The sequence below is a fragment of the Bacillus sp. PK3-067 genome, assembly GCF_056738645.1.
The window spans coordinates 4,299,250-4,325,305 of sequence record NZ_CP096490.1 but is presented as its reverse complement, the minus strand read 5'-3'; the positions used below and the strand labels follow the sequence as shown (position 1 = coordinate 4,325,305).

The following is a 26,056-nucleotide window of genomic DNA, read 5'->3' as shown; positions in this document are numbered from 1 at the left end:
ACAAAAAAGTAGGTGAAAAATATGGAACGAATTTCATGGGATCAATATTTTATGACGCAAAGCCATCTACTATCTTTGCGTAGTACATGTACAAGGCTTGCGGTAGGAGCGACAATCGTTCGCGATAAACGAATTATTGCTGGTGGATATAATGGTTCAATTAAAGGTGGCGTACATTGTATAGATGATGGTTGTTACGTAATCGATAATCATTGTGTTCGGACAATTCATGCCGAAATGAATGCTTTATTACAATGTGCCAAGTTTGGTGCGAAAACAGAGGAAGCAGAAATTTACGTTACGCATTTCCCTTGTTTACAATGTTGTAAGGCAATTATTCAAAGTGGTATTACAGCGGTTTATTATGCGCAGGATTATAAAAATCATCCATACGCCATAGAGTTATTTGAACAAGCGAATGTAACAGTGAAACACGTTCCGCTAGAATATGATATTGCTGCATTAGAGGATCAAAAACGTTATACAGAGTTGAAAGAATTATTTGTGTCTTTAGAAAAAGATAATTTATCAATGGAAGAATTACAGCATGTATTCACGAAAGCAAAAATGATGCTATAAGGAGTGAGTATAAGTTGCAAGAACAATGGGGGTATGTTGCAATCTCGTTTATAATAGGGATTGCAATTGCCTTTTCCTCGTCACTTTTATTGATAGTTTTTTGCCTCTTTTTAAATGTTTTCTTCTGTTTATATCGCACTTCGCGTAAAACCTTCATTTTTTGTATTGTAGCGTGCTTTAGTAGCGTTATATACACTTCCTATGTTCAAGTATGGAATAAGCCTCTAGGGAAGCCCTATGCAGTTACAAGAGGGGTTATACAAAACACACCGCTTGTTAATGGGGATCGCCTATCTTTTCAATTTGAAGATCAGAATAAAAATATAGTGCAGTTAAGTTATAGAATAAAATCAGCTTTGGAAAAGAAAAAAATGCAACAATTATACGCAGGGATATCATGTGTATTCGAGGGTGAGAGGAAAGAACCGGAAACAGCTCGGAATTTTCATGGTTTTAATTACCGTGATTATTTATACAAGCAACATATTCATTTCACATTTGAGGCTACATATATTTCTGAATGCTATAAAACATCATTGTCGCTCACGCAATGGAGTCTTCTTTTAAGGCAACAAGCAATCTCGAAAGTTACAGAAATGTTTCCAGAGCAATCAGGTGCTTTTATGAATGCATTACTCTTTGGTGATAGACAACAAATGACGTTTGAAGTGGAAGAGCAATATCAACAATTTGGTCTTGTACATTTGTTAGCAATTTCAGGTTCACACATTGTATTGTTGATGGTGATAGTATATTTTATTTTGCTAAGAAGCGGTGCGACGAGGGAGGTAGCAACAATTTGCCTTATCATTTGTATTCCTTTGTATATGGTTTTAGCAGGGGCTTCACCCTCTGTTATAAGAGCTTCTATAACAGGGGTTTTGATGTTGATTGCTTTTATGTGCTCGATTCGTTTATCTAGTTTAGATGCTTTAAGTGTAACAGCTATATGTATGCTTATATATGACCCTTATCTTGTTTTTAATATTGGATTTCAGTTTTCTTTTGTAGGTAGCTTCGCTTTACTTTTGTCTGCTCCGTTATTGTTAGGGAGTAGCAACGGAGTAATCCGAAATTCTATTTATATTTCTATCATTTCACAGCTCGTTAGTACTCCGATTTTGTTATATCACTTTGGTTATTTTTCTCCATATAGCATTCTCCTCAATCTCTTATACGTTCCGTTTTTATCTATCATTGTATTACCATGTAGCATTATTATTTTACTGTGTATGCCAATTGTCCCGTTTCTCGCAAAAGGATTTGCGGATGTATTATCAATAGGCTTGAGTATGTCTAATGATTTTCTAAGTTATTGTGAAAGTTTACCATTTACCCAGTTTATCTTCGGGGAAACGCCCTTCAATCTTGTAGCTGTATATTGCGCGAGTATTGTCAGTATATTGATGGTTTGGGAAAGAAGAGCGCCGAAAAAAATGGTTTGTATAGTTGCGAGTGTATTTATTTTTATTAGCACATGTCATTATGTATATCCATATTTTAGGGGAAGCGGAAGTGTAACATTTATTGATGTTGGACAAGGTGATGCAATATTAATTCGCCTTCCGTATGATAAAGGGATTTATCTTATTGATACAGGTGGAACGCTTCGTGTGAATAAGGAAGAATGGCAACAAAAAAAGCATGAATTTGCTGTTGGGAATGATGTTTTAATACCCTTTTTACAAAAAGAAGGTATTAAAACAATTGATAAATTAATCGTAACGCATGGAGATGCAGATCATATAGGTGCTGCGCAAGAATTATTATCACATATACCTGTAAAAGAAGTGGTATTTGGCCGAAAGGGAAAAGATGCAGTATTAGAAAAAGTAGTCAAGAAACAGGCATTAGAAAAGGAAATGAAAATAACTGAAGTGGGGGAAGGGGCGAGTTGGAGTGTAAATGAAGCGGAATTTTTCGTTTTAGCTCCAAAAGGAAAAGAAAAAAGCGAAAATAACGCTTCAATTGTAATATGGGCAAAATTTGGAGGGTTGAAGTGGCTATTTACAGGCGATTTGGAAGAAGAAGGGGAAAAGATTTTAGTAGAGGCATATCCAGATTTACAAGTGGATGTTTTAAAAGTTGCTCATCATGGGAGTAATACGTCATCTATAGAGCCTTTTTTGAACGTCATACAGCCTCGGGTAGCGATTATATCTGTTGGTAAGCAGAATAGGTATGGACACCCGCATAAAGAAGTGATAGAGCGTTTTGAGAAGATGGGGAGTGCGATATGGCGCACGGACAAGCAAGGTGCTATTTCCTATGTTTTTAAAGGGGAAAATGGAACCTTTAAAAGTAAAATCACATATGATAAAACACATAATAGATGAAAAAGAGAAGACTGCCATGAAGTGGCAGTCTTTAAGAACCGATAAATTTAATAACAGTTGCAATGATGAAAAGTGTTGCGAAAAAACCAAATGAGACGATAAATCCTACCCCTGAATCAATAGCGTCATTGCGTTTACTTTGAACGTTTTGTTCAAAATCATTCATTTAGAATCCCTCCCCAACATTCCACTTTAGTATAAAATATTGTCAGAAAAAAATCTACAATTTCCATATGAAGAGAAAACGAGCTTTTTTGCTACTTTTAAATCATGAAGTAATGTGAGTTTTTCGTTTCCAAGCATGTTAACAGTTGGCACTTATACTCAAATTTTTATTGCGAATAATAAAGGGAAGGTGATTACCGCACACCAATAAGAAACCCGGGGCTTATTGCGTGGCGTTTAATATAAATAAAGGGACGGGTTATAAAGCCTGTTCCTTTGTACTTGTAAAACAAAAGCTAGGGCATTAGTATAAATATATATTGCCAAGTTAGGGAGTAGGAAAAAGTATGAGTGATATACATAAAAAAATTAAAAAGAAACAGTTTGCTCCGTTATATTTACTATATGGAACGGAAGCTTTTTTTATAAATGAAACGATAAAGCTTATTACGACAGAAGCACTTGAAGAAGAAGATCGAGAGTTTAATGTTGTGACATACGATTTAGAAGAAGCGTATTTAGAAGATGTGGTTGAGGATGCGCGTACGCTTCCTTTCTTCGGAGAACGGAAAGTACTGTTAATAAAATCACCGCTATTTTTGACTTCGCAAAAAGAAAAGTTAGAGCAAAATATAAAAATTTTAGAAGAATACATTGGTGAACCTTCTCCATTTTCTATTCTTGTTTTTGTTGCGCCTTACGAAAAACTTGATGAGCGAAAAAAAATTACAAAACTATTAAAGAAAACAGCAGATGTAGTAGAAGCAAATGCGATGCAAATACAGGATGTTCAGAAGTGGATTGTTGCTCGTGCAGATGAAGTGCATGTGCATATTGATAACGCGGCTGTTAGTTTGTTGCTAGAGCTTGTGGGAAGTAATGTAACAATGTTGGCGAAGGAAATGGACAAGTTAACGTTATACGTTGGTATGGGCGGAGAGATTACGACGAAACTTGTTGCAGAGCTTGTACCAAAATCCGTTGAGCAAAATGTATTCGCTTTGACAGAAAAAGTGGTGAAAAAAGATATTGCAGGTGCAATGCAAATTTTGGATGGATTATTTACGCAGCAGGAAGAGCCGATTAAATTGCTTGCGTTATTAGTGAGTCAATTCCGCTTGTTGTATCAAGTGAAAGAGCTACAGCAACGTGGTTATGGACAAAATCAAATTGCGTCTCATATTGGTGTACATCCGTATCGCGTGAAGTTGGCAATGAATCAAACGAAGTTTTTCTCTTTTGAAGAATTAAAAAAAGTGATTATAGAATTAGCGGAAGCTGATTATAGTATGAAGACGGGAAAGATGGATAAGAAACTTGTGCTCGAGTTTTTCTTAATGCGATTAAATCATATGTGATGACACAAAAAAGTTCATGTACTAAGTACATGAACTTTTTTGTGTATAAAAAAACGATCCAAATGGATCGTTTTTTAAACGCCTTACGCGTTTACTTGTTTCGCTAAGCGAGATTTTTGACGAGCTGCAGCGTTTTGGTGGATAAGACCTTTACGAGCTGCTTTGTCAAGTTTTTTAGAAGCAGTTTTGAAAGCTTCTTTAGCATTTTCAAGATCGTTATTAGTAACTAAAGCTTCTACAGTTTTAACAGCAGAACGCATGTCAGACTTGATAGAAGCGTTATGTGCACGACGCTCTTCGCTAAGTTTAGCGCGTTTGATAGCAGATTTGATGTTTGCCATACTTTTCACCTCCCTGGTGCAATCGAATGACTCGATTCTTACATAGAACAAGTGATATTCTATCAAACGGTGAAGAGAATTGCAATAGTATATCCATGAAATTTCACGTAAAGGAAAGAATGACCTTATATAACTTTGGGAAATCTAACGATATTTACTATGAATTACGGAGGAGATACGATGAAAGAACCATTAGATTTAAGTAAATATAGCATTAGAACTGACCTTGCTGTAGAAGCCCATCAAATGTTGCAAGAAAGCCAAGAGGAACAAAAAGGGATACAGGGAGTTATTGTAAAAGAGAGAGAAGAAGAGGGGACTATAATTACAAAAGTAACAATTGATGAAGCTGCCTCTGAAGCGATGGGTAAAAAGCCTGGAAATTATTTAACGCTTGAAGTTCAAGGTATACGTCAGCAAGATACAGAACTTCAACAAAAAGTGGAGCGTATTTTTGCAAAAGAATTTTCTAATTTCTTAGAAGAGGTTGGCGTTACAAAAGAAGCAAGCTGTTTAATTGTAGGTCTTGGGAATTGGAATGTAACACCAGATGCTCTTGGACCGATAGTTGTAGAAAATGTATTAGTAACGAGACATTTGTTTCAATTACAGCCTGAAAGTGTAGAAGAAGGGTTTAGGCCTGTTAGTGCAATTCGGCCGGGGGTAATGGGAATTACAGGAATCGAAACGAGCGATGTTATTTATGGGATTATTGAGCAGACGAACCCGGACTTTGTAATTGCGATTGACGCATTAGCTGCCCGTTCTATTGAACGAGTAAATAGCACGATACAAATTTCTGATACTGGAATTCATCCCGGATCGGGGGTTGGGAATAAACGTAAAGAACTAAGTAAAGACACATTAGGTATCCCTGTAATCGCGATTGGTGTTCCGACTGTGGTCGATGCTGTTTCGATTACAAGTGATACGATTGATTTTATTTTGAAACATTTCGGCCGAGAGATGAAAGAAGGAAATAAACCTTCACGCTCTTTGTTACCAGCGGGATTTTCATTTGGAGAAAAGAAAAAATTAACGGAAGAAGATATGCCGGATGAAAAGAGCAGAAATATGTTTTTAGGTGCTGTTGGTACGTTGGAAGAAGAAGAAAAAAGAAGGCTGATTTATGAAGTGCTATCTCCTCTTGGTCATAATTTAATGGTAACCCCAAAAGAAGTAGATACTTTTATTGAGGATATGGCGAATGTAATAGCGAGTGGTTTAAATGCGGCGCTGCATCATCAAATTGATCAAGATAATACGGGAGCATATACACATTGAGGGGAACAGATGATTATCGTTTGAGTCGCTTTACGCTTTTGTGTATATGTAGTGTGGCTTTATGTTTACTTATGATGATAGCAGGAGTGGCACTTGCTAATCATGGTTTGAAAAGTATGAAAGGCTATCAGCAACTGTCATATGAACAAATAGCTCATATGACAGGGACAGAAAGTACAGGTGCTGAATCAGAAATTTTGGGTAGCTCGTTTTCGGCCTCAGAAAAACAACAACAGTTAGAACGTTTAAGAAGTTTTAATGTTGTAGAAGGAATTGGGATGGCAGTAGCTAGTGTAGCTTATGAAATGACGAAGTTCGGAACGGATATCGTTGTTGGGAAAATAAAAGGAATTTTTAGCTAAGAGTAACATGGGAGGCGGTTGTTTTACTGGTTTGTAAGACAGCCGTTTTAAAATTTGAAAAGGGTTTGTCTCTTATGGTTTATTCGCATAAGATATAGATAGAATGATTTGTATCGTAAGCAGCACGAGTTTTCATTGAATCTTTGTTGCTCTATTGATATAATCAGTGCTAGTGTATATTGGCGAGACTATTAGGAGTTGAGAACATAGATGAATAAAGAAGAAAGAGCAAAAAGACAGTCCAAAATTCGTAATTTCTCTATTATTGCTCATATTGACCACGGAAAATCAACGTTAGCAGACCGTATTTTAGAGAAAACAAACGCGTTAACACAACGTGAAATGAAAGCTCAGTTGCTTGACTCTATGGATTTAGAGCGTGAGCGTGGTATTACAATCAAATTAAACGCAGTACAATTAAACTATAAAGCAAAAGATGGTGAAGAGTATATTCTTCATTTAATTGATACACCAGGACACGTCGACTTTACGTACGAAGTATCTCGTAGTTTAGCGGCTTGTGAAGGCGCGATTCTTGTAGTAGATGCAGCGCAAGGTATTGAAGCGCAAACGTTAGCAAACGTATACTTAGCGCTTGATAATAATTTGGAAATTTTACCAGTTATTAATAAAATCGACTTACCGAGTGCGGATCCAGAACGTGTACGTCAAGAGGTAGAAGATGTAATTGGTTTAGATGCATCAGAAGCGGTACTTGCTTCTGCGAAAGCTGGAATTGGTATTGAAGAAATTTTAGAACAAATCGTTGAAAAAGTACCAGCTCCGTCGGGTGATTCAGAAGAGCCATTACAATGTATGATTTTCGACTCTTTATATGATCCGTACCGCGGTGTAATTGCTTATATCCGTGTTGTAAATGGAACAGTAAAAGTTGGCGATAAAGTACGTATGATGGCAACGGGTAAAGAATTTGAAGTAACAGAAGTAGGTGTATTTACACCGAAAACTACGCAACGTGACGAGTTAACAGTAGGTGATGTAGGTTTCTTAGCAGCATCGATTAAAAATGTTGGTGACACACGTGTTGGTGATACGATTACACATGCGAAACGTCCAGCTGCAGAGCCGTTAGCAGGTTACCGTAAGTTAAACCCGATGGTATTCTGTGGTCTGTATCCAATTGACTCTGCTCGTTATAACGATTTACGTGATGCATTAGAAAAATTAGAGTTAAACGATTCTGCTCTTGAGTTTGAACCAGAAACATCTCAAGCGCTAGGATTTGGTTTCCGTTGTGGTTTCTTAGGGCTTCTTCACATGGAAATCATTCAAGAACGTATTGAACGTGAATTTAAGATTGACTTAATTACAACAGCGCCAAGCGTTATTTATAAAGTTTATTTAACTAACGGTGAAGATGTTATTGTTGATAACCCATCTAATATGCCAGATCCACAGTCTATCGATCGTGTAGAAGAGCCGTTTGTGAAGGCTTCAATTATGGTTCCGAATGACTATGTTGGAGCTGTAATGGAGATTTGCCAAGGTAAACGTGGAACGTTTATTGATATGCAATATTTAGATGAAACGCGTGTTACATTAACATATGAAATCCCGTTATCAGAAATCGTATATGACTTCTTCGATCAATTGAAATCAAATACGAAAGGGTATGCATCATTTGACTACGAGTTAATTGGCTATAAGCCATCTAAACTTGTGAAAATGGATATTCTTTTAAATAATGAACAAGTGGATGCTTTATCATTTATCGTACACCGTGATTCAGCGTATGACCGTGGTAAAGTAATCGTAGAGAAATTAAAAGAATTAATTCCGAGACAACAGTTCGAAGTGCCAATTCAGGCGACTATCGGAAATAAAGTTGTAGCACGTTCTACAATTAAAGCGATGCGTAAAAACGTACTTGCAAAATGTTACGGCGGTGACATTTCTCGTAAGCGTAAACTTCTTGATAAGCAAAAAGAAGGTAAAAAACGTATGAAGTCTGTTGGCTCTGTAGAAGTACCGCAAGAGGCATTCATGGCTGTACTGAAAATGGATGACAACTAATATTTGAAATAAAAAAGAAGTCGTTTGTGCGGCTTCTTTTTTCTGTATAATTACTTTTTAGACATCTGAGCAGCTCTCATTTACAATAATGAGAGAGCTTTTTAGTTCATATAGAGTTAGGAGATTGTTAATGTCCGAAAATATTCGAAAAGATATTCAAGATAAAATACAAAATGGTAATTTTAATTGTGAAAAGGAATTGACGCTTTCTATTATTAGTGGAAAGTGGAAAGTTGTGATACTGTGGCATCTTGGTGTGGAAGGGCCGCATCGTTTCAGTGAATTACAACGGTTATTCCCAAGCATTTCTCATAAAGTTTTGTCGAACCAATTAAAAGAGTTAATGGAAGATGGGATTGTTGATCGGACAGTATATCCCGAAATTCCTCCTCGCGTTGAGTATTATATGACGGAACTAGGCATGTCACTTTTACCGATCGTTGAAATGATGTATGATTGGGGAAAAATGCGAATGGAACAAATTCGTAATACGTTAGAGAAGTAGAGAACCCTCCGGAGTGCGGAGGTTTTCTTTTTAGAAAGGTAGGAGTTATATTTGGTACAAGCTGCATACATTCATATTCCGTTTTGTCAGCACATTTGTCACTATTGTGATTTTAATAAAGTGTTTATTGAACGCCAACCGGTTGATCAATATTTAGATTATTTAGAGAAGGAAATAATAAATACGGTTCAAAAAGTTCCATTTGATAGTATGAAAACGATTTTTGTGGGTGGGGGAACTCCGACAGCGTTAAATATGGAACAGACAAAAAAATTACTCGAGATTATTAATCGTCATTTGCGTCCGTTCGCCCCGAATTGTGAATTAACATTTGAAGCGAATCCAGGAGATTTACCGAAAGAGAAGCTAAATGTACTGCTAGAAGGTGGAGTAAATCGAATTAGTTTTGGTGTGCAAACGTTCCGTGATGAACTTCTTGAGAAGATCGGGCGCAAGCATACGAGGGAAGATGCATTCCTCGCGATTCGAGAGGCACAGGAAGTAGGCTTTAAAAATATTAATGTAGATATTATTTATGCTTTGCCAGGACAGACGATAGAAGATGTAAAAGAAACATTAGATATTGCTTTTACGCTTGGTGTACAACATTTCTCGGCATATTCATTAATTGTGGAGCCAAAAACAGTGTTTTATAACTTAATGAACAAAGGAAAATTACGTCTTCCGGGTGAAGACCATGAAGCGAAAATGTATGAAATAGTAATGGATGAAATGGAGAAACACGGTTATAACCAGTATGAAATTAGTAATTTCTCAAAAGGTGACAATAAAAGTAGACATAATCTCACATACTGGAATAATGAAGAGTATTATGGATTTGGAGCTGGAGCTCATAGTTATGTGAACGGAGAACGTATTCAAAATGTTGGTCCTCTGAAGCAATATTTTAATAAAATTGATGAAACAGGATTTCCGTATTTAGATGTTCACAAAGTGACGGAGAAAGAAAGAATGGAAGAAGAGCTGTTCTTAGGGCTTCGAAAAACAAAAGGTGTTTCTAAAACGGCGTTCCACAATAAATTTAATATAGAGATGGATCAAGTTTTCGCGAAGCAGTTACAAAGCAACCAAGAGCAGGGATTGCTTGAAGAGGAAGATGGACATGTGCGTTTAACGCGAAAAGGAAAATTATTAGGGAATGAAGTATTCCAATCATTTTTGATTGACTAATTAAATGTTCCATAGGCGTGAAAAAGTTTCATTATTTCGTGACGTTTCCGTTGACAATTGAATGTCAATTTTGGTAAGTTATTAATAGATTTAGCACTCAAAGACAAAGAGTGCTAACAGAGGTGATGATGAGATGCTTACGGAACGTCAGCTCTTAATTTTACAAACAATTATTGATGACTTTATTGGATCAGCGCAGCCCGTTGGGTCTAGAACGTTGGCTAAAAAAGATGAAATCACATTTAGTTCAGCTACTATTCGAAATGAAATGGCGGACTTAGAAGAATTAGGTTTTATTGAAAAAACGCACAGTTCTTCTGGACGTGTTCCTTCTGAGAAAGGCTACCGATTTTATGTAGACCATCTTTTAGCGCCGCAAAACTTACCGAACGCTGAAATTGTACAAATTAAAGATTTATTTGCTGAAAGAATTTTTGAAGCGGAAAAAATTGCACAGCAATCTGCTCAAATTTTATCAGAACTTACGAATTATACGGCAATTGTTCTTGGACCGAAGTTAAGTACAAATAAACTTAAAAATGTACAAATTGTGCCGCTTGATCGTCAAACTGCAGTCGCTATTATTGTAACCGATACAGGGCATGTACAAAGTAAAACGATTACCGTTCCGGAATCTGTTGATTTATCAGATTTAGAAAAAATGGTTAATATTTTAAATGAAAAGCTATCTGGCGTACCGATGGAAGAACTTCATAATAAAATCTTTAAGGAAATTGTTACAGTTTTACGTGGGTATGTTCATAATTACGATAGTGCAATAAAAATGTTGGATGGTACATTTCAAGTTCCGTTATCGGAAAAGATATACTTTGGAGGAAAAGCAAATATGCTTTCGCAGCCAGAGTTCCATGACATTCAAAAGGTTAGATCTTTACTTACCATGATTGATAATGAAGCCGAATTTTATGACATTTTGCGTCATAAACAAGTCGGGATTCAAGTGAAAATTGGTAGGGAAAACTCTTCGACGGCTATGGAGGATTGTAGTTTAATTTCTGCAACATATTCGATCGGCGAAGAGCAACTTGGAACAATTGCTATTTTAGGTCCTACGAGAATGCAATATTCTCGTGTAATTAGTTTGTTACAGTTATTTACGAGACAATTTACTGATGGGCTTAAAAAGTAAATGAGAGTAATACATTCGCTCAAGTGATGAAATTTTCATTGCTGTGTGTAATATATAATGATTAGGTAATCATGCTATGCATGATACCTAATACCTTTTAAGGAGGTGAATATTGTGGAAGAGCGTAACGAACAAGTGGTAGAAGAAGTAAAAGAAGCGCAAGTTGAAGAAGCTGTCACGCCAGAAAACAGTGAAGAAACTGTAGAAGAAAAAAGTGAGGCTGCTCTTTTACAAGAAAAAGTAGATGAGTTACAAGCGAAACTAACGGAAACGGAAGGTCGCACATTACGTCTACAAGCTGATTTTGAAAATTATAAGCGCCGTGTCCAAATGGATAAACAGGCTGCTGAAAAATATAGAGCACAAAGTCTAGTTTCAGACATCTTGCCAGCTCTTGATAATTTTGAAAGAGCAATGCAAGTGGAAGCGACTGATGAGCAAACGAAATCATTGTTACAAGGTATGGAGATGGTGCATCGTCAATTGTTAGAAGCGCTGACTAAAGAAGGTGTGGAAGTGATTGAAGCTGTTGGTAAACAGTTTGATCCTAATGAACACCAAGCTATTATGCAAGTGGAAGATAGTGAATTTGAATCAAACGCGGTTGTGGAAGAATTCCAAAAAGGTTATAAATTAAAAGACCGTGTGATTCGCCCATCAATGGTAAAAGTAAATCAATAATTTACATAAAACTAGGAGGATTCGCCATGAGTAAAATTATCGGTATTGACTTAGGTACAACAAACTCTTGTGTAGCTGTTATGGAAGGTGGAGAACCAAAGGTTATCCCAAATCCAGAAGGGAACCGTACAACACCTTCTGTTGTAGCTTTCAAAAATGAAGAACGTCAAGTTGGGGAAGTTGCAAAGCGCCAAGCAATTACAAACCCAAATACAATCATGTCTGTTAAACGTCATATGGGTACAGACTACAAAGTAGAAGTTGAAGGTAAAGATTATACACCTCAAGAAATTTCTGCAATCATTTTACAAAATTTAAAAGCTTCTGCTGAAGCATACTTAGGTGAAACAGTAACGAAAGCTGTTATTACAGTACCTGCATACTTCAACGATGCAGAGCGTCAAGCAACGAAAGATGCTGGTCGTATCGCTGGTTTAGAAGTTGAGCGTATCATTAACGAGCCAACAGCAGCAGCACTTGCTTACGGTTTAGAAAAACAAGACGAAGAACAAAAAATCTTAGTATATGACTTAGGTGGCGGTACATTTGACGTATCTATCCTTGAGTTAGCAGACGGCACATTCGAAGTTATTTCAACTGCTGGTGACAACCGTCTTGGTGGCGATGACTTTGACCAAGTTATCATCGATCACTTAGTAGCTGAGTTCAAAAAAGAAAATAACATTGATTTAAGCCAAGATAAAATGGCGCTTCAACGCTTGAAAGATGCAGCTGAAAAAGCGAAAAAAGATCTTTCTGGTGTAACACAAACTCAAATTTCATTACCATTCATTAGTGCGGGAGCTGCTGGTCCATTACACTTAGAATTAACGTTAACAAGAGCGAAATTCGAAGAGCTTTCAGCAGGTCTTGTTGAAAGAACATTAGAGCCAACTCGTCGTGCATTAAAAGACGCTGGTTTTGCTCCAAGCGAATTAGATAAAGTTATTCTTGTTGGTGGATCTACTCGTATCCCAGCTGTACAAGAAGCTATTAAACGTGAAACTGGTAAAGAGCCATATAAAGGTGTAAACCCTGATGAAGTTGTAGCATTAGGTGCTGCAGTTCAAGGTGGCGTACTTACTGGTGATGTAGAAGGCGTTCTATTATTAGACGTAACTCCACTTTCTTTAGGTATTGAAACTATGGGTGGCGTGTTCACGAAATTAATCGAGCGTAACACTACAATTCCAACAAGTAAGTCACAAGTATTCTCGACAGCTGCTGATAATCAACCAGCAGTAGACATTCACGTATTACAAGGTGAGCGTCCGATGTCAGCTGACAACAAAACGTTAGGTCGTTTCCAATTAACTGACCTTCCACCAGCACCACGTGGTATTCCACAAATCGAAGTAACATTCGATATTGATGCGAACGGTATCGTTAACGTACGTGCGAAAGACTTAGGAACAAGCAAAGAGCAAGCTATTACAATCCAATCTTCTTCAGGTCTTTCTGATGAAGAAGTAGAACGTATGGTACAAGAAGCGGAAGCAAATGCTGACGCTGACCAAAAACGTAAGGAAGAAGTTGAACTTCGTAATGAAGCTGACCAACTTGTATTCCAAACAGACAAAGTTGTAAAAGATTTAGAAGGTAAAGTAGATGCAGCTGAAGTTGCAAAAGCAACAGAAGCGAAAGAAGCATTACAAGCTGCAATCGAGAAAAACGAGCTTGAAGAAATTCGTGCGAAAAAAGATGCTTTACAAGAAATCGTACAACAATTAACTGTTAAATTATACGAGCAAGCTCAAGCAGCTGCTGGTCAAGCAGAAGGTGCGCAAGGTGCACAAGACGCTGGCGCGAAGAAAGACAATGTAGTTGACGCTGAGTTTGAAGAAGTAAAAGAAGACAAGTAATTCAACTGTAAACATAATAAGTAAGATGACAAAAAGTCAAAGTCAAGCGTGCCTTGACTTTGGCTTTTTTCACGAATGAGAAGCGATGTGTGAGGATCTTAAGTTTTTCGCTTTGCATACTGTAAGTGAGGAAACTTTGTTGCAAAGCACTTTCTTTCGGTGTTAAAATTACGTTTATGTGAAAGATTCGGGGGTTGTAAATTTATGAGTAAACGAGACTATTATGAGGTCCTTGGACTTAGCAAGGGCGCTTCAACAGATGAAATAAAAAAAGCGTATCGTCGTTTGGCTAAAAAATACCATCCAGACGTAAGCAAAGAAGAAAATGCAATTGAAAAGTTTAAAGAAGTACAAGAAGCATACGAAGTGTTAAGTGATGATCAAAAGCGTGCGCAGTACGATCAATTTGGTCATGCTGGTGCAAATCAAGGATTCGGTGGATTTGGCGGCGGAGGAGACTTCGGTGGTGGCTTCGGTTTTGAAGATATATTTAGTTCTTTCTTTGGCGGTGGCGGCGGCAGACGTCGTGATCCAAATGCTCCGCGCCAAGGCGCTGACTTACAATATCAAGTCACTTTAGATTTTGAAGAAGCTATTTTTGGTAAGGAATTAAATGTGGAAATTCCAGTAGAAGATCCATGTGATACTTGTAAAGGTAGTGGAGCAAAACCAGGAACTTCAAAAGAAACATGTAAACATTGTTCAGGTTCTGGTCAAGTGAGTGTTGAACAAAACACACCGTTTGGTCGTATCGTAAACCGTCAAGCTTGTGGTCATTGTTCAGGAACTGGACAAATTATTAAAGAAAAATGTACGACATGTCACGGTTCAGGTAAAGTTCGTAAACGTAAAAAAATTAATGTTAAAATTCCAGCGGGTATTGATAATGGTCAACAAATTCGTGTGTCTGGAAAAGGTGAAGCCGGCGTAAATGGCGGACCAGCAGGAGACTTATATGTTGTTGTTCATGTAAGAAATCATGAATTCTTCGAGCGTGAAGGAGACCACATTATTTGCGAAATGCCATTAACATTTGCACAAATGGCACTTGGTGCTGAAGTGGAAGTTCCTACTGTTCATGGTAAAGTGAAGCTGAAAATCCCAGCAGGAACACAAACTGGAACAGAGTTCCGCTTAAAAGGAAAAGGTGCTCCGAACGTACGTGGATACGGTCAAGGAGATCAATATGTAGTCGTTCGTGTTGTTGTACCGACGAAATTGACTTCACAGCAAAAAGATTTATTACGTGAATTTGCAGGACAAGAAGAGCAGGATGATAGTTTATTCGGAAAGCTTAAACGTGCTTTCAAAGGGGAATAATGGAAATAAAAAATGGAGTTGGTAAATTGTGAAATGGTCAGAAATTAGTATTCATACAACAGAAGAAGCAGTAGAAGCTGTCTCTCATATTTTACATGAAGCTGGTGCTAGCGGAGTTGCGATTGAGGATCCAGCGGAGTTAACGAAAGAGCGCGAGCAACAATATGGTGAAATTTATGCATTGAATCCAGATGAATATCCGGCGGAAGGTGTATTAATAAAAGCATATTTCCCGCAAACCGATTCTTTACATGAAACGATTGCAGGTGTAAAATCATCTATTGATGTGCTTCCATCTTACGACATCGAAATTGGTACTGGAAATATTACCGTTAACGAAGTCAATGAAGAAGATTGGGCTACTGCTTGGAAAAAATATTACCATCCAGTACAAATTTCTGATACATTCACAATCGTACCGACTTGGGAAGAATATACACCATCTTCTCCTGATGAAAAAATCATTGAATTAGACCCGGGTATGGCGTTTGGTACAGGAACTCATCCAACAACAACGATGTGTATCCGTGCTTTAGAAAAAACAGTACAGCCAGGTGACGCTATTATTGATGTAGGAACAGGTTCTGGTGTACTTAGTATTGCAGCAGCAAAATTAGGTGCGTCTTCTGTTCAAGCGTATGATTTAGATCCGGTTGCGGTTGAAAGTGCAGAAATGAATGTACGTTTAAATAAAACAGATGATATCGTGTCTGTTGGACAAAATAGTCTTTTAGAAGGTATTGAAGGTCCTGTTGATTTAATCGTAGCTAACTTATTAGCAGAAATTATTCTATTATTCCCTGAAGATGCAGCAAGAGTTGTGAAGTCAGGTGGATTATTTATTACATCGGGCATTATTGCTGCGAAGGAAAAAGTAATTTCTGAGGCGCTAGAAAAAGCTGGATTTACAATTGAAGAAGTGTTACGAATGGAAGATTGGGTAGCAATTATTGCACGAAATGCGTAATATAGATTTTAGTCTATAATGAAAAGGGGAGTCTCTCACTATAAGGTGAGGGACTTGCCGTTTGTTATATGAAAAATGATAACGTTTCGTTCTTTTCGTAAGTGTTGACTTACGAAAGGAACGAAACTCTACTAAGGTGATTATATGCAACGTTATTTTGTAGAAGAGAAATATGTAAATGAGACAAGTATTCGCATTGTAGGTGATGACGTACATCATATCGCAAGAGTGATGCGTATGTCAGCTGGTGATTATATTTATTGCTGTGTAAATGGAAAAACAGCAGTATGTTCAATTGATGAAATTACCAGTGAATTTATTAATACGGCTATTGTAGAATGGGTAGAGGCGTCAAGTGAACTTCCTGTTTTCGTGACGATTGCAAGTGGACTGCCAAAAGGAGACAAGCTAGAGTTAATTTTTCAAAAAGGAACTGAGCTTGGGGCAGCTGCATTCTTACCATTTCAAGCATCTCGCTCTATCGTAAAATGGGATGCGAAAAAAGCTGATAAAAAAGTTGAGCGTTTAAGAAAAATTGTGAAAGAAGCTGCGGAACAATCACATAGAAGTGAAATTCCAGAAGTACATGCTCCAGCATCATTTAAGCAATTGCTTTCAATGAGTGGTGAGTATGATGCTTGTCTTGTTGCTTACGAAGAGGAAGCAAAACAAGGCGAGAAATCTAATTTTGCGAAAGCTTTAACGACAATGAAACCAGGTCAAAAGCTATTGATTGTATTTGGCCCAGAAGGCGGTTTAGCTGAGGAAGAGATTACAGCGCTTCGTGAACATAAATTTGTACCATGTAGTTTAGGACCAAGAATTTTAAGAACAGAAACGGCGCCGTTATACGCGTTAAGTGCTGCTTCGTATCATTTTGAATTGATGGGGTGATGATCAATGTCAACTGTTGCGTTCCATACGTTAGGTTGTAAAGTAAACCACTATGAAACAGAAGCCATTTGGCAATTGTTTAAACAAGGTGGTTATGAAAGAACAGAATATGAAAAGAAAGCTGATGTATATGTTATTAACACATGTACAGTAACGAATACTGGGGACAAAAAAAGCCGTCAAGTAATCAGACGTGCTGTGCGTCAAAATCCAGATGCAGTTATTTGTGTAACGGGATGTTATGCACAAACATCTCCAGCTGAAATTATGGCGATCCCGGGTGTGGATATTGTAGTTGGTACACAGGATCGTGAAAAGATGTTAGGTTACATCGAAGAATTCCGTAAAGAGCGTCAACCAATTAATGCTGTCCGCAATATTATGAAAACACGTGTGTACGAAGAACTTGATGTACCTTATTTCACGGATCGTACACGTGCGTCTTTAAAAATACAAGAGGGTTGCAATAACTTCTGTACATTCTGTATCATTCCTTGGGCGCGCGGTTTAATGCGTTCTCGTGATGGAAAAGAAGTTATTAAACAAGCGCAACAATTAGTGGATGCAGGCTATAAAGAAATCGTATTAACGGGTATTCATACAGGTGGATACGGCGAAGACATAAAAGATTATAACTTAGCTGGATTACTTCGTGATATGGAAGCGGAAGTAGGCGGATTAAAACGTCTTCGTATTTCTTCTATTGAAGCGAGTCAAATTTCAGATGAAGTAATTGAAGTGTTAGATAAATCTGAAGTAGTTGTACGCCACTTGCATATTCCGTTGCAATCTGGTTCTAATACTGTATTAAAACGTATGCGTCGTAAATATACGATGGAATTCTTCCAAGAGCGTTTAGATCGTTTGAAAGAAGCGTTACCAGGCCTTGCGATTACATCTGACGTAATCGTTGGTTTCCCAGGTGAAACAGAAGAAGAATTCATGGAAACATACAATTTCATTAAAGAGAACCGCTTCTCTGAGTTACATGTGTTCCCTTACTCAAAACGTACAGGAACACCTGCAGCGCGCATGGAAGATCAAGTTCCTGAAGATGTGAAGAACGATCGTGTTCATCGTTTAATTGAGCTATCTAATCAATTAGCGAAAGAGTACGCATCAGCGTTTGAAGGTGAAGTGCTTGAAATCATTCCGGAAGAGCAATTTAAAGAGGGCGACCGTGAAGGGTTATATGTAGGTTATACAGATAACTACTTGAAAATTGTATTTGAAGGATCAGAAGAATTAATTGGTAAGCTAGTGAAAGTGAAAATTACGAAAGCTGGTTATCCATATAACGAAGCGCAATTTGTTCGTGTTCTTGAAGATGATGTGAAAAAAGAATCAGCTAGCGCATAAAAAGAGCGTGCAACCGGAAACGGTTTGCATGCTTTCTTTATTTGAAGCGGTTAAGTAATAGAAGGTGGGGAGGCGTTTCATGCATCCCTGTATGAAAAAAGATGAAATGATAAAAATATAGTTGTCTTCATCAGTGAAGGATACTAGTTATTTGCATAACTTTTGAAAAGGAAATGCTTCTATTCTTCTTTTATTCTGCCAAATAGTTGACCTGAAGTGATAAAATGTATTATAATCGTAAAAGACATGCTGAAGAAGTGTTTCTTTTTGCATGCTGAAGTTAGTATGTAAGTGTGATGTTTCGGAGGGAGGGAAAGAGAATGTCAAAAACAGTCGTTCGTAAAAACGAGTCTTTGGAGGATGCACTTCGCCGTTTTAAAAGATCGGTTTCTAAAACTGGTACACTTGCTGAAGCAAGAAAGCGCGAGTTTTATGAAAAACCAAGTGTAAAACGTAAGAAGAAATCTGAAGCGGCAAGAAAGCGTAAATTCTAAGAGAGGGTGTAAGTTATGAGTCTTCTCGGTCGTTTAAACGATGATATGAAACAAGCGATGAAGAATAAACAAAAAGAAAAATTAACCGTTATTCGTATGGTTAAGGCTGCTTTACAAAATGAAGGTATTAAACTGCAACATACTCTTACTGAAGAAGAGGAAATAACAGTTTTAGCTCGTGAAGTAAAACAGTATAAGGACTCCCTCCTTGAATTTAAAAAAGCTGGTCGTGAAGACCTTGTTAATAAACTGCAAAGTGAAATTCAGATTTTAAGCGCATATTTGCCAGAGCAATTAACTGAAGAAGAACTAGTTGATGTAATCAAGCAAGTTATTTCTGAAGTTGGTGCGACTTCTAAAGCAGATATGGGTAAGGTGATGACTGCTGTTATGCCGAAAGTAAAAGGTAAAACAGACGGATCACTTGTGAATAAGCTGGTTATCCAGCTATTAGCATAAAAAAACGTCTCATTTCGTATGAGACGTTTTTTTATTGTTCTGATTAAGGAGAAACGCTATATTGCTTAAAAAGCGTTTCTGTAAGTGATAAAAACCCCTCTAGTTAAAGTTTCAATTTATTATTTCCTTGTATAATTCCGATTCTACACCTATTCTTACTTCCTTGACTAAAACTTCTTTCGCGAATAAAAGCTAAGTACCGAGCCTTCTGAAACTCAGATTGAAGTTTTATAGCTTGCTCTTCAGCATAATCCTCAAAGGTAACGAAAGAGATTCTAACTATTTTAGATTTTGCATCAGTTGCATAAAATGGCTGGATATTACTGTCGGTAACTTGTTTTATAACATTCAAAACTTCTTGACCAAAGCCGATTTCCTTTCGTATTTCCTCATTTATTAATTCATTTTTTAATGAACCCTAATATTTTTTGAAATTCATATAACAACCATCTATAAAATATTCTTACTTACAACGTAACATTCAGAGTGAAGAAATTTTCTTTTTTTTTGATTTTATCCCGCATTAACGGGTAGCCCGATTGGTGAGGATTGATTATAGTTTTACTTTATCTCAGTTGTCCAATAAATGACAACTACTTATTCTATGGTCAGTATGTCACGTCCAGAACGAATTGTAACAGGTTTTTTCAAGTTTCCCACTTCTCGCTAGGCTCAATTTCTTAATGTAACTTGTACTGATATCCTGTAGGGGCGCATATTCTTGTATTAATACTTCTATTATTAAAGGTAACATCCTCTGATCCATCATTGTCCTGACAAATATGATTTCATATAGCGACTGTTTTAATTAACATGATATGAACTCTTGCAGAATATAGTTATGTTAGTGAAGTCGTTATAACACGATAGGCACTTGTGAAGAAATACATATATATGGGATGAGAGGGGGTCTTTCGAGATGAAGAAATTAGAACAAATGAAAAATTGGTTGACAAAACAAGTAGACCTACCAGTGGATGTATTAATGGATCTACCTCGGATTACTCTTGTTGGGCAAATACATATTTATATAGAAAATCATCGGGGGTTATTAGTGTTTTCAGATAAAGAAGTGCGATTGCTTTTAAAACACGGTCAATTATTAATTAAAGGACAATCCTTTGTTATTAAAACGATTCTTCCAGAAGAGCTTTTACTCGAGGGGATAATTGAGCAAGTAACATTTTTAGAAAATGAAAAAAAAGGTGATTGAAGTGAAACTTCCATTTGTGAAGTTTTTCTTCTTTATCCTGTAAAAGTTCCGTTGATAGAGACTGATTACAGTTTTACTCTGTTTTATTTTAGTACGAGCTATTTTAATGCTTCAAATAAAAAGTAGTATATCTACTTTTAGAAAGGTAGTGAAGGTGGTAAATGAAAAATAAATGGTTTATAAAGTGGCTTGGATATGTAAAAGTGCGAATTGAAGGTAGAGGAGCGGAACGGTTTGTTAATGAATGTGTACGGAGGAATTTATTAGTTTGGGATGTTAAAAAGATAGCTGATGAAACGTTAGTTTTTTGTATGTTGTTACGCGATGTGAAAAAAATAAAACCAATTTATAGAAAAAATGAATGTAAATTATATTTTATTGGACGTTATGGTTTTCCTTTTTGGAATAAACGTTTAATTAAAAACAGTGGATTTTTAATTGGTTTTTTAATTTTCTTTTTTGGTGTGATTGCAATGTCAAATATGGTTTGGAAAATTGAAATTACAGGAGCTAAACCTGAAACAGAATATATATTGATGAAAGAATTGGATAAAATGGGTATTAAAAAAGGGAAACTACAATTTCAAATGCCGAATGTAGAAGATGTACAACGCCATTTGACAGATAATATTAATGCCATTACTTGGGCGGGACTAGAAGTAAGGGGAACGACTTATCATTTTAAAATTGTTGAAAAAAACGAACCGAAGAAAGAAAAGGAACAAAGGCCGCAAAATTTAGTAGCAAAAAAAGAAGCGATTATTACAAAAACGTTTGTAGAAGTTGGAAAGCCGGTTGTACTGAAAAATGATCATGTAGAAAAAGGACAGATTCTCGTATCGGGAATATATGGTAATGAGGAAAGTCCGACGATTGTTTCAGCGAAAGGTATTGTATATGGCGAAACGTGGTATACATCTAAGGTGGATGTCCCGTTAAAGACGCAATTCCAAGTGTATACTGGTAATGTATACAATGAACATTTTCTTAAATTTGGGGATACGAAAATAAAAATATGGGGATTTCAGCATGATAAGTATAAACGCTCTCGTACTGAAAGTGTAAAGCATGATGTGAAATTATTTGGTTTTACACTGCCGATTGCATATGAAAAAGATGTTGTGAGAGAAGAGGAAGAAGCGAATCGAGAATATACAGAAAAGCAAGCGCTGAAAGTAGCGAAGGAGATGGCCGAAAAAGAACTAAAGAAAAAATTGGATGAACATGCTATGATTGTAAGTGATAAGATTTTGAGTAAAGAGGTTGAGGCGGATCAACTAAAAGTTACATTGCATTATACTGTGGTTGAAAATATTGCAGAGCCACAACCAATATCCGAATCCGATATTCAAGGAGACTGAGTAATGGCAGAACAATTAGTAGAAATGAACCAACAATTGGAAAATGCTAACGAAGCAATCGCTCTTTTTGGAGTTAATGATGCGCATTTAAAAGTAATTGAACGAGAACTGAATGTATCGATCGTAACTAGAGGAGAAACTGTTCATGTATCTGGGGCAGTTGAAACGGTGGCACTCGTAGAAAAAATCTTACAGCAATTACTTGTTGTAATTCGTAAAAGTATATCAATTTCAGAGAGAGATGTTGCGTATGCGATTCAGCTTGCACAACAAGGGAAAATTGCTCAATTTGAAGAGTTATATGAGGAAGAAATTTTCAAGACTGCAAAAGGTAAATCCATTCGTGTAAAAACAATGGGGCAAAGAAGATATATTCATGCGATGAAGAAGAATGATATTGTCTTTGGGATAGGGCCTGCAGGAACTGGAAAAACATATTTAGCTGTAGTAATGGCTGTGAGGGCTTTAAAACAAGGATATGTAAAGAAAATTATTTTAACAAGACCTGCTGTAGAAGCTGGAGAAAATTTAGGTTTTTTACCAGGGGATTTGAAAGAGAAGGTAGATCCATACTTACGCCCGTTATATGATGCTTTACATGATATTCTTGGACAAGAATATACGCAGCGTATGATGGAGCGAGGAGTAATTGAAATAGCTCCGCTTGCTTATATGAGGGGGCGTACGCTTGATGATTCATTTGTTATTTTAGATGAGGCTCAAAATACAACGGGTGCTCAAATAAAAATGTTTTTAACAAGATTAGGTTTTAGTTCTAAAATGGTTATTACAGGGGACCCTTCACAAGTAGACTTGCCAAAAGGGGTAAAATCAGGGCTATCTATAGCTGCTAATATTTTATCTGGTGTATCAGGTCTGTCATTTATTACATTAGAACAAACGGACGTTGTGAGACATCCATTGGTGCAACGTATTATTGAGGCATATGATAAAATGGAATGATCCTATTTGTCAGGATCATTTCTTTTTGTATGATAAGGTTGGCGAACGTCATATTTTTTACTATCATGAAAGATAAGGAAAATAAACTATTGGTACTAGTGTATAAAATATTGCCTCAAAGTATCGTTTGGTAGAAGAAATGAAAGCTATAAATAGTTTCACTTTATTTCTGGAGAGGAGAAGGTATTGAAATCATGTCAAGATCTCAAGAAATTTCTAAGTGGTTTCGTAATTTACAACATTCGAAAAAACTAAGTTGGATTTCTTACGTTGTGTTAGGAGCAGTGCTGTTTTTTGCGCTTATGAATAATGTAAAACCAGAACAATTAGATGTTAATATGTATTCTATTGCGAAAAAGACAATCCATTCTCCTATAAAAATTGAAGATAAAGTTACAACGGATAAAAAGAAAAAAGAAGCCGCTACAAAAGTTGAAGATCAATATACATATAAAAGTGAGTATAAACAAAACAAAGTTGATATTGTGAATGACGTCTTTGCTAAAGTGGATGAAGTGGTGCAAGAGATTAAAGCTGTTGGACCGGATGATCAAAAAAAGATGACTGATGCTGAGAAAGTGGACAAGTTAAAAAAGAAACTACCCGCTGACTTAACGAAAGAGTTATCTGATTCAAACTTACTGAATTTGATTAATGCAGATCCGAGCCAATTAGTATTAGCGAAAGATGCTGCGGTCACAGCGATTAATAGTATCATGACTGAGCATATTAAAATGGACGAATTGAAAGATGCGAAAGAACGATATGTAAGTGAGATGAATAGTGTTAATGTTGATAATGGTTTAAAAGAATCAATTAAGGCGCTAGGAAGATATGCAATTTCAGCTAACTATTTTTATGACCCAATCTTAACGAAAGAGAAGAGAAAAGCAGAGGAAGATTTAGTTCCACCTGTTTATATTCTTCAAGGACAAGTTCTTGTTAGAGAAGGTGAAACAATTTCAAGTGATGTGTATAATCAGTTGAAATTAGTTGGTTTGTTAGAAAAAGGGAACGGTTTTCAACCTTATGTTGGATTAGCGGTACTCATTGGTGTGTTACTATACTTTATGCATAAACAATTTGAATTATTTTTAAAGAGAAAAAGAGAAGATAGACCGTATGTTTTAGCGTATATTACAATTTTGTCTATCACAATCGTCTTAATGAAAATCATTAGTTTGTTTCAAAAACTTGAATACGCAGGGATTGCATATGTTGTCCCAGTTGCGATGGGAACAATACTTGTAAAACTAATGATTGGTGATCGATTTGTCTTTTTAACGAGTATGATTTTTTCTGTATGCGGAAGTATTATGTTTAATGAAGGAGTAACGAGTACATTAAATTATAGTGTAGGGATTTACGTATTGTTAAGTTCGTTATCGGTTAGTATTTTCTTGCGAGAAAAAAATCGTCGTACAATGATTTTACAAGCTGGTATACTCGTTTCTGTATTAAATGTAGTCGTATTGGCGGCGCTTTTATTATTACGTAATGGGAATTTTTCGCCTCTTGAAATTGGTACGCAATTATTAATGGCTTCACTTTCAGGGATTATATCATCCGTTTTGGCTATGGGGATTTTACCATATTTAGAAAGTGGACTTGGAATCGTATCAAGTATGAAGCTTATGGAACTATCAAGTCCAAATCATCCGCTTTTACGCAGAATTTTGTTAGAAGCGCCAGGGACATATCATCATAGTGTAATGGTAGCGAATCTTTCTGAGGCTGCTTGTGAAGCAGTTGGGGCAAATGGTGTATTAGCGCGTGTAGGGGCATATTATCATGATGTAGGAAAAACAGTACAACCGCAATTCTTTATTGAAAACCAAATGGGAATTAAAAACCCGCATGATAAATTAGATCCTGTAACGAGTAAAGATATTATAATTGCTCACGTAACGGATGGAGTAAGAATGCTCGAAGAATATCATATTCCACAAGAAATTATTGATATCGCTGGGCAACATCACGGTACAACGTTACTGAAATATTTTTATTATAAAGCTATTAAAGAAGATAAAGAAAAATATACAGAAGAGATGTTCCGTTATCCAGGTTCAAAAGCAACTTCGAAAGAATCGGCAATTGTTGGTATTGCTGATAGTGTAGAAGCTGCGGTACGTTCTATGAATCACCCAACGCCAGAACAAATTAATAATTTGGTGCAAAGTATTATTAAAGATCGACTGCAAGACGGTCAATTTAGTGAATGTGATTTGACGTTTAAGGAACTACAAATCGTTGGAAAAACGTTGTGTGAAACGTTAAATGGTATTTTCCATTCGCGTATTACATATCCGGAACCTCCGGAAGAAAAGGAGAAAGAATGAATTTGTTAATTGATTTTATTGATGAAACAGAAGAAGTAAAAGAAGAGTATATGAGTTTAATTCGTGAAGTGTTAGAAAAAGCAGCTCAAATGGAAAATATCGAGGATGGTGCGGAGGTATCGGTGACATTTGTAGATAATGAGCGCATTAGAGAAATTAATCGTGATTACCGAGATAAAGATCAACCTACAGATGTAATATCCTTTGCCATGGAAGAGATGGGAGAAGGAGAAATGGAGATTGTTGGTGCAGAGATGCCGCGCATGTTAGGGGATCTTATTATCTCTATTCCAAGGGCGAAAGAGCAAGCTGAAGAGTACGGACATTCTTTCGATCGTGAACTTGGATTTTTGGCGTTACATGGCTTTTTACATTTACTTGGTTATGATCACATGACAGAAGAAGATGAAAAAGAAATGTTCGGAAGACAAAAAGAAATTTTAGAAGCTTTTGGATTAGGACGATGAAAAAAGGAAAACTTATAGATAGTTTTGGATATGCTATAGCTGGTATATTCTTTTGTTTTCGTCATGAACGAAATATGAAAATCCATTATTTAGCCGCAGTCATTGTTATATGCTGCGGCTTTTATTTCCATATTACGAAAATAGAGTGGATGATATTACTTATTGTAATAGGGAGTGTAATGAGTTTAGAGATGGTAAATACGGCTGTGGAAAAAACGGTAGATTTAGCGACTGCCGATATTCATCCGTTTGCAAAAATTGCAAAGGATGTTGCGGCAGGAGCGGTTTTATTGTTTGCAATTATAGCTGTTATAATTGGTGCTATTATCTTTTTACCGTATATGGTATAGTTGCATTCCGAAGCTTTTATTA

25 protein-coding genes are annotated in these 26,056 nt (G+C 36.6%); 23 read left to right on the top strand and 2 right to left on the bottom strand.

Annotation, left to right across the window (positions count from 1 at the left end; genetic code table 11):
* The first annotated feature begins 21 nt into the window (after window positions 1-21).
* Both M1D73_RS22250 and M1D73_RS22245 read left to right on the top strand, forming a co-directional pair.
* The gene (locus tag M1D73_RS22250; RefSeq protein ID WP_000439770.1) at window positions 22-579 is read left to right on the top strand and encodes a ComE operon protein 2; all 558 of its coding nucleotides are present in this window, start codon (window positions 22-24) and stop codon (window positions 577-579) included.
* 14 nt (window positions 580-593) lie between these two features.
* Complete coding sequence (locus M1D73_RS22245) at window positions 594-2,915, top strand: DNA internalization-related competence protein ComEC/Rec2 (protein ID WP_121868075.1); 2,322 nt, start codon at window positions 594-596, stop codon at window positions 2,913-2,915.
* Between the two features lie 31 nt (window positions 2,916-2,946).
* Here the strand turns inward: M1D73_RS22245 and M1D73_RS22240 are convergent, their stop codons facing one another.
* The gene (locus tag M1D73_RS22240) at window positions 2,947-3,081 is read right to left on the bottom strand and encodes a YqzM family protein (protein WP_000997609.1); all 135 of its coding nucleotides are present in this window, start codon (window positions 3,079-3,081) and stop codon (window positions 2,947-2,949) included.
* Between the two features lie 346 nt (window positions 3,082-3,427).
* On the opposite strand from M1D73_RS22240, the gene holA reads away from it, so the two are divergent.
* Window positions 3,428-4,438 (top strand): DNA polymerase III subunit delta, encoded by a 1,011-nt coding sequence (gene holA / locus M1D73_RS22235; protein ID WP_001279916.1) that lies wholly within the window; start codon window positions 3,428-3,430, stop codon window positions 4,436-4,438.
* Window positions 4,439-4,521: 83 nt separating this feature from the next.
* On the opposite strand, the gene rpsT is transcribed toward holA, so the two are convergent.
* Window positions 4,522-4,779: a 30S ribosomal protein S20 gene (gene rpsT, locus M1D73_RS22230; protein WP_001274011.1), complete on the bottom strand. Its 258-nt coding sequence runs from the start codon at window positions 4,777-4,779 to the stop codon at window positions 4,522-4,524.
* Between the two features lie 180 nt (window positions 4,780-4,959).
* Here rpsT and gpr point away from each other — a divergent pair, with 180 nt between their 5' ends.
* The 20 genes from gpr (at window position 4,960) to M1D73_RS22130 (ending at window position 26,034) form a co-directional block, all read left to right on the top strand.
* Complete coding sequence (gene gpr, locus M1D73_RS22225) at window positions 4,960-6,063, top strand: GPR endopeptidase (protein ID WP_000662620.1); 1,104 nt, start codon at window positions 4,960-4,962, stop codon at window positions 6,061-6,063.
* A complete protein-coding gene (locus M1D73_RS22220; RefSeq protein ID WP_001215037.1) occupies window positions 6,060-6,425 on the top strand; it encodes a YqxA family protein in 366 nt (121 codons plus the stop codon). Before gpr ends, M1D73_RS22220 begins: the two co-directional genes overlap by 4 nt.
* A gap of 210 nt (window positions 6,426-6,635) precedes the next feature.
* Window positions 6,636-8,459: an elongation factor 4 gene (lepA, locus tag M1D73_RS22215; RefSeq protein WP_001030951.1), complete on the top strand. Its 1,824-nt coding sequence runs from the start codon at window positions 6,636-6,638 to the stop codon at window positions 8,457-8,459.
* Between the two features lie 130 nt (window positions 8,460-8,589).
* The gene (locus M1D73_RS22210; RefSeq protein WP_001293539.1) at window positions 8,590-8,964 is read left to right on the top strand and encodes a winged helix-turn-helix transcriptional regulator; all 375 of its coding nucleotides are present in this window, start codon (window positions 8,590-8,592) and stop codon (window positions 8,962-8,964) included.
* Between the two features lie 51 nt (window positions 8,965-9,015).
* Window positions 9,016-10,155: a radical SAM family heme chaperone HemW gene (hemW, locus tag M1D73_RS22205; RefSeq protein ID WP_000249431.1), complete on the top strand. Its 1,140-nt coding sequence runs from the start codon at window positions 9,016-9,018 to the stop codon at window positions 10,153-10,155.
* A 133-nt stretch (window positions 10,156-10,288) separates the two neighbouring features.
* A complete protein-coding gene (gene hrcA / locus M1D73_RS22200) occupies window positions 10,289-11,305 on the top strand; it encodes a heat-inducible transcriptional repressor HrcA (protein WP_000954941.1) in 1,017 nt (338 codons plus the stop codon).
* A 114-nt stretch (window positions 11,306-11,419) separates the two neighbouring features.
* Window positions 11,420-11,986 (top strand): nucleotide exchange factor GrpE, encoded by a 567-nt coding sequence (gene grpE, locus M1D73_RS22195; protein ID WP_000392711.1) that lies wholly within the window; start codon window positions 11,420-11,422, stop codon window positions 11,984-11,986.
* 26 nt (window positions 11,987-12,012) lie between these two features.
* A complete protein-coding gene (gene dnaK / locus M1D73_RS22190) occupies window positions 12,013-13,848 on the top strand; it encodes a chaperone protein DnaK (RefSeq protein WP_000034700.1) in 1,836 nt (611 codons plus the stop codon).
* Between the two features lie 204 nt (window positions 13,849-14,052).
* Entirely contained in the window at window positions 14,053-15,168 is a 1,116-nt protein-coding gene (gene dnaJ / locus M1D73_RS22185; RefSeq protein ID WP_000043946.1) for a chaperone protein DnaJ, read from the top strand.
* A gap of 28 nt (window positions 15,169-15,196) precedes the next feature.
* Complete coding sequence (gene prmA / locus M1D73_RS22180) at window positions 15,197-16,135, top strand: 50S ribosomal protein L11 methyltransferase (RefSeq protein WP_000872097.1); 939 nt, start codon at window positions 15,197-15,199, stop codon at window positions 16,133-16,135.
* Between the two features lie 144 nt (window positions 16,136-16,279).
* Window positions 16,280-17,029 (top strand): 16S rRNA (uracil(1498)-N(3))-methyltransferase, encoded by a 750-nt coding sequence (locus tag M1D73_RS22175; RefSeq protein WP_121868074.1) that lies wholly within the window; start codon window positions 16,280-16,282, stop codon window positions 17,027-17,029.
* A 6-nt stretch (window positions 17,030-17,035) separates the two neighbouring features.
* Complete coding sequence (gene mtaB, locus M1D73_RS22170) at window positions 17,036-18,388, top strand: tRNA (N(6)-L-threonylcarbamoyladenosine(37)-C(2))-methylthiotransferase MtaB (RefSeq protein ID WP_000108680.1); 1,353 nt, start codon at window positions 17,036-17,038, stop codon at window positions 18,386-18,388.
* Window positions 18,389-18,708: 320 nt separating this feature from the next.
* On the top strand, window positions 18,709-18,882 hold the full coding sequence (rpsU, locus tag M1D73_RS22165; protein WP_000048061.1) for a 30S ribosomal protein S21: 174 nt from the start codon (window positions 18,709-18,711) through the stop codon (window positions 18,880-18,882).
* Between the two features lie 15 nt (window positions 18,883-18,897).
* Window positions 18,898-19,341, top strand: a complete 444-nt coding sequence (locus M1D73_RS22160; RefSeq protein ID WP_000054562.1) for a GatB/YqeY domain-containing protein — start codon at window positions 18,898-18,900, stop codon at window positions 19,339-19,341.
* A gap of 919 nt (window positions 19,342-20,260) precedes the next feature.
* Window positions 20,261-20,554: a sporulation protein YqfC gene (gene yqfC, locus M1D73_RS22155; RefSeq protein ID WP_000732269.1), complete on the top strand. Its 294-nt coding sequence runs from the start codon at window positions 20,261-20,263 to the stop codon at window positions 20,552-20,554.
* Between the two features lie 161 nt (window positions 20,555-20,715).
* Entirely contained in the window at window positions 20,716-21,915 is a 1,200-nt protein-coding gene (gene yqfD, locus M1D73_RS22150; protein WP_000792498.1) for a sporulation protein YqfD, read from the top strand.
* Between the two features lie 3 nt (window positions 21,916-21,918).
* On the top strand, window positions 21,919-22,878 hold the full coding sequence (locus M1D73_RS22145; protein ID WP_000840501.1) for a PhoH family protein: 960 nt from the start codon (window positions 21,919-21,921) through the stop codon (window positions 22,876-22,878).
* A 194-nt stretch (window positions 22,879-23,072) separates the two neighbouring features.
* Window positions 23,073-25,217, top strand: coding sequence for an HD family phosphohydrolase (locus tag M1D73_RS22140; protein WP_000091510.1), 2,145 nt, complete (start codon window positions 23,073-23,075; stop codon window positions 25,215-25,217).
* Window positions 25,214-25,684, top strand: a complete 471-nt coding sequence (gene ybeY / locus M1D73_RS22135; protein ID WP_001050397.1) for an rRNA maturation RNase YbeY — start codon at window positions 25,214-25,216, stop codon at window positions 25,682-25,684. Before M1D73_RS22140 ends, ybeY begins: the two co-directional genes overlap by 4 nt.
* Window positions 25,681-26,034 carry a diacylglycerol kinase family protein gene (locus tag M1D73_RS22130; RefSeq protein WP_000715464.1) on the top strand — a complete coding sequence of 118 codons (354 nt, stop codon included), beginning with the start codon at window positions 25,681-25,683 and terminating at the stop codon, window positions 26,032-26,034. Before ybeY ends, M1D73_RS22130 begins: the two co-directional genes overlap by 4 nt.
* The last annotated feature ends 22 nt before the right edge of the window (window positions 26,035-26,056 follow it).

Excerpts from the sequence above, each read along its gene's own strand:
- M1D73_RS22175 (WP_121868074.1), top strand. The coding sequence starts at position 16,280 with ATGCAACGTTATTTTGTAGAAGAGAAATATGTAAATGAGACAAGTATT.
- yqfD (WP_000792498.1), top strand. The coding sequence starts at position 20,716 with ATGAAAAATAAATGGTTTATAAAGTGGCTTGGATATGTAAAAGTGCGA.
- rpsT (WP_001274011.1), bottom strand. The coding sequence starts at position 4,779 with ATGGCAAACATCAAATCTGCTATCAAACGCGCTAAACTTAGCGAAGAG.
- lepA (WP_001030951.1), top strand. The coding sequence starts at position 6,636 with ATGAATAAAGAAGAAAGAGCAAAAAGACAGTCCAAAATTCGTAATTTC.
- M1D73_RS22240 (WP_000997609.1), bottom strand. The coding sequence starts at position 3,081 with ATGAATGATTTTGAACAAAACGTTCAAAGTAAACGCAATGACGCTATT.
- hrcA (WP_000954941.1), top strand. The coding sequence starts at position 10,289 with ATGCTTACGGAACGTCAGCTCTTAATTTTACAAACAATTATTGATGAC.
- mtaB (WP_000108680.1), top strand. The coding sequence starts at position 17,036 with ATGTCAACTGTTGCGTTCCATACGTTAGGTTGTAAAGTAAACCACTAT.
- rpsU (WP_000048061.1), top strand. The coding sequence starts at position 18,709 with ATGTCAAAAACAGTCGTTCGTAAAAACGAGTCTTTGGAGGATGCACTT.
- M1D73_RS22250 (WP_000439770.1), top strand. The coding sequence starts at position 22 with ATGGAACGAATTTCATGGGATCAATATTTTATGACGCAAAGCCATCTA.
- M1D73_RS22145 (WP_000840501.1), top strand. The coding sequence starts at position 21,919 with ATGGCAGAACAATTAGTAGAAATGAACCAACAATTGGAAAATGCTAAC.
- dnaK (WP_000034700.1), top strand. The coding sequence starts at position 12,013 with ATGAGTAAAATTATCGGTATTGACTTAGGTACAACAAACTCTTGTGTA.
- holA (WP_001279916.1), top strand. The coding sequence starts at position 3,428 with ATGAGTGATATACATAAAAAAATTAAAAAGAAACAGTTTGCTCCGTTA.
- yqfC (WP_000732269.1), top strand. The coding sequence starts at position 20,261 with ATGAAGAAATTAGAACAAATGAAAAATTGGTTGACAAAACAAGTAGAC.
- gpr (WP_000662620.1), top strand. The coding sequence starts at position 4,960 with ATGAAAGAACCATTAGATTTAAGTAAATATAGCATTAGAACTGACCTT.
- M1D73_RS22160 (WP_000054562.1), top strand. The coding sequence starts at position 18,898 with ATGAGTCTTCTCGGTCGTTTAAACGATGATATGAAACAAGCGATGAAG.
- M1D73_RS22140 (WP_000091510.1), top strand. The coding sequence starts at position 23,073 with ATGTCAAGATCTCAAGAAATTTCTAAGTGGTTTCGTAATTTACAACAT.
- ybeY (WP_001050397.1), top strand. The coding sequence starts at position 25,214 with ATGAATTTGTTAATTGATTTTATTGATGAAACAGAAGAAGTAAAAGAA.
- dnaJ (WP_000043946.1), top strand. The coding sequence starts at position 14,053 with ATGAGTAAACGAGACTATTATGAGGTCCTTGGACTTAGCAAGGGCGCT.
- M1D73_RS22130 (WP_000715464.1), top strand. The coding sequence starts at position 25,681 with ATGAAAAAAGGAAAACTTATAGATAGTTTTGGATATGCTATAGCTGGT.
- M1D73_RS22210 (WP_001293539.1), top strand. The coding sequence starts at position 8,590 with ATGTCCGAAAATATTCGAAAAGATATTCAAGATAAAATACAAAATGGT.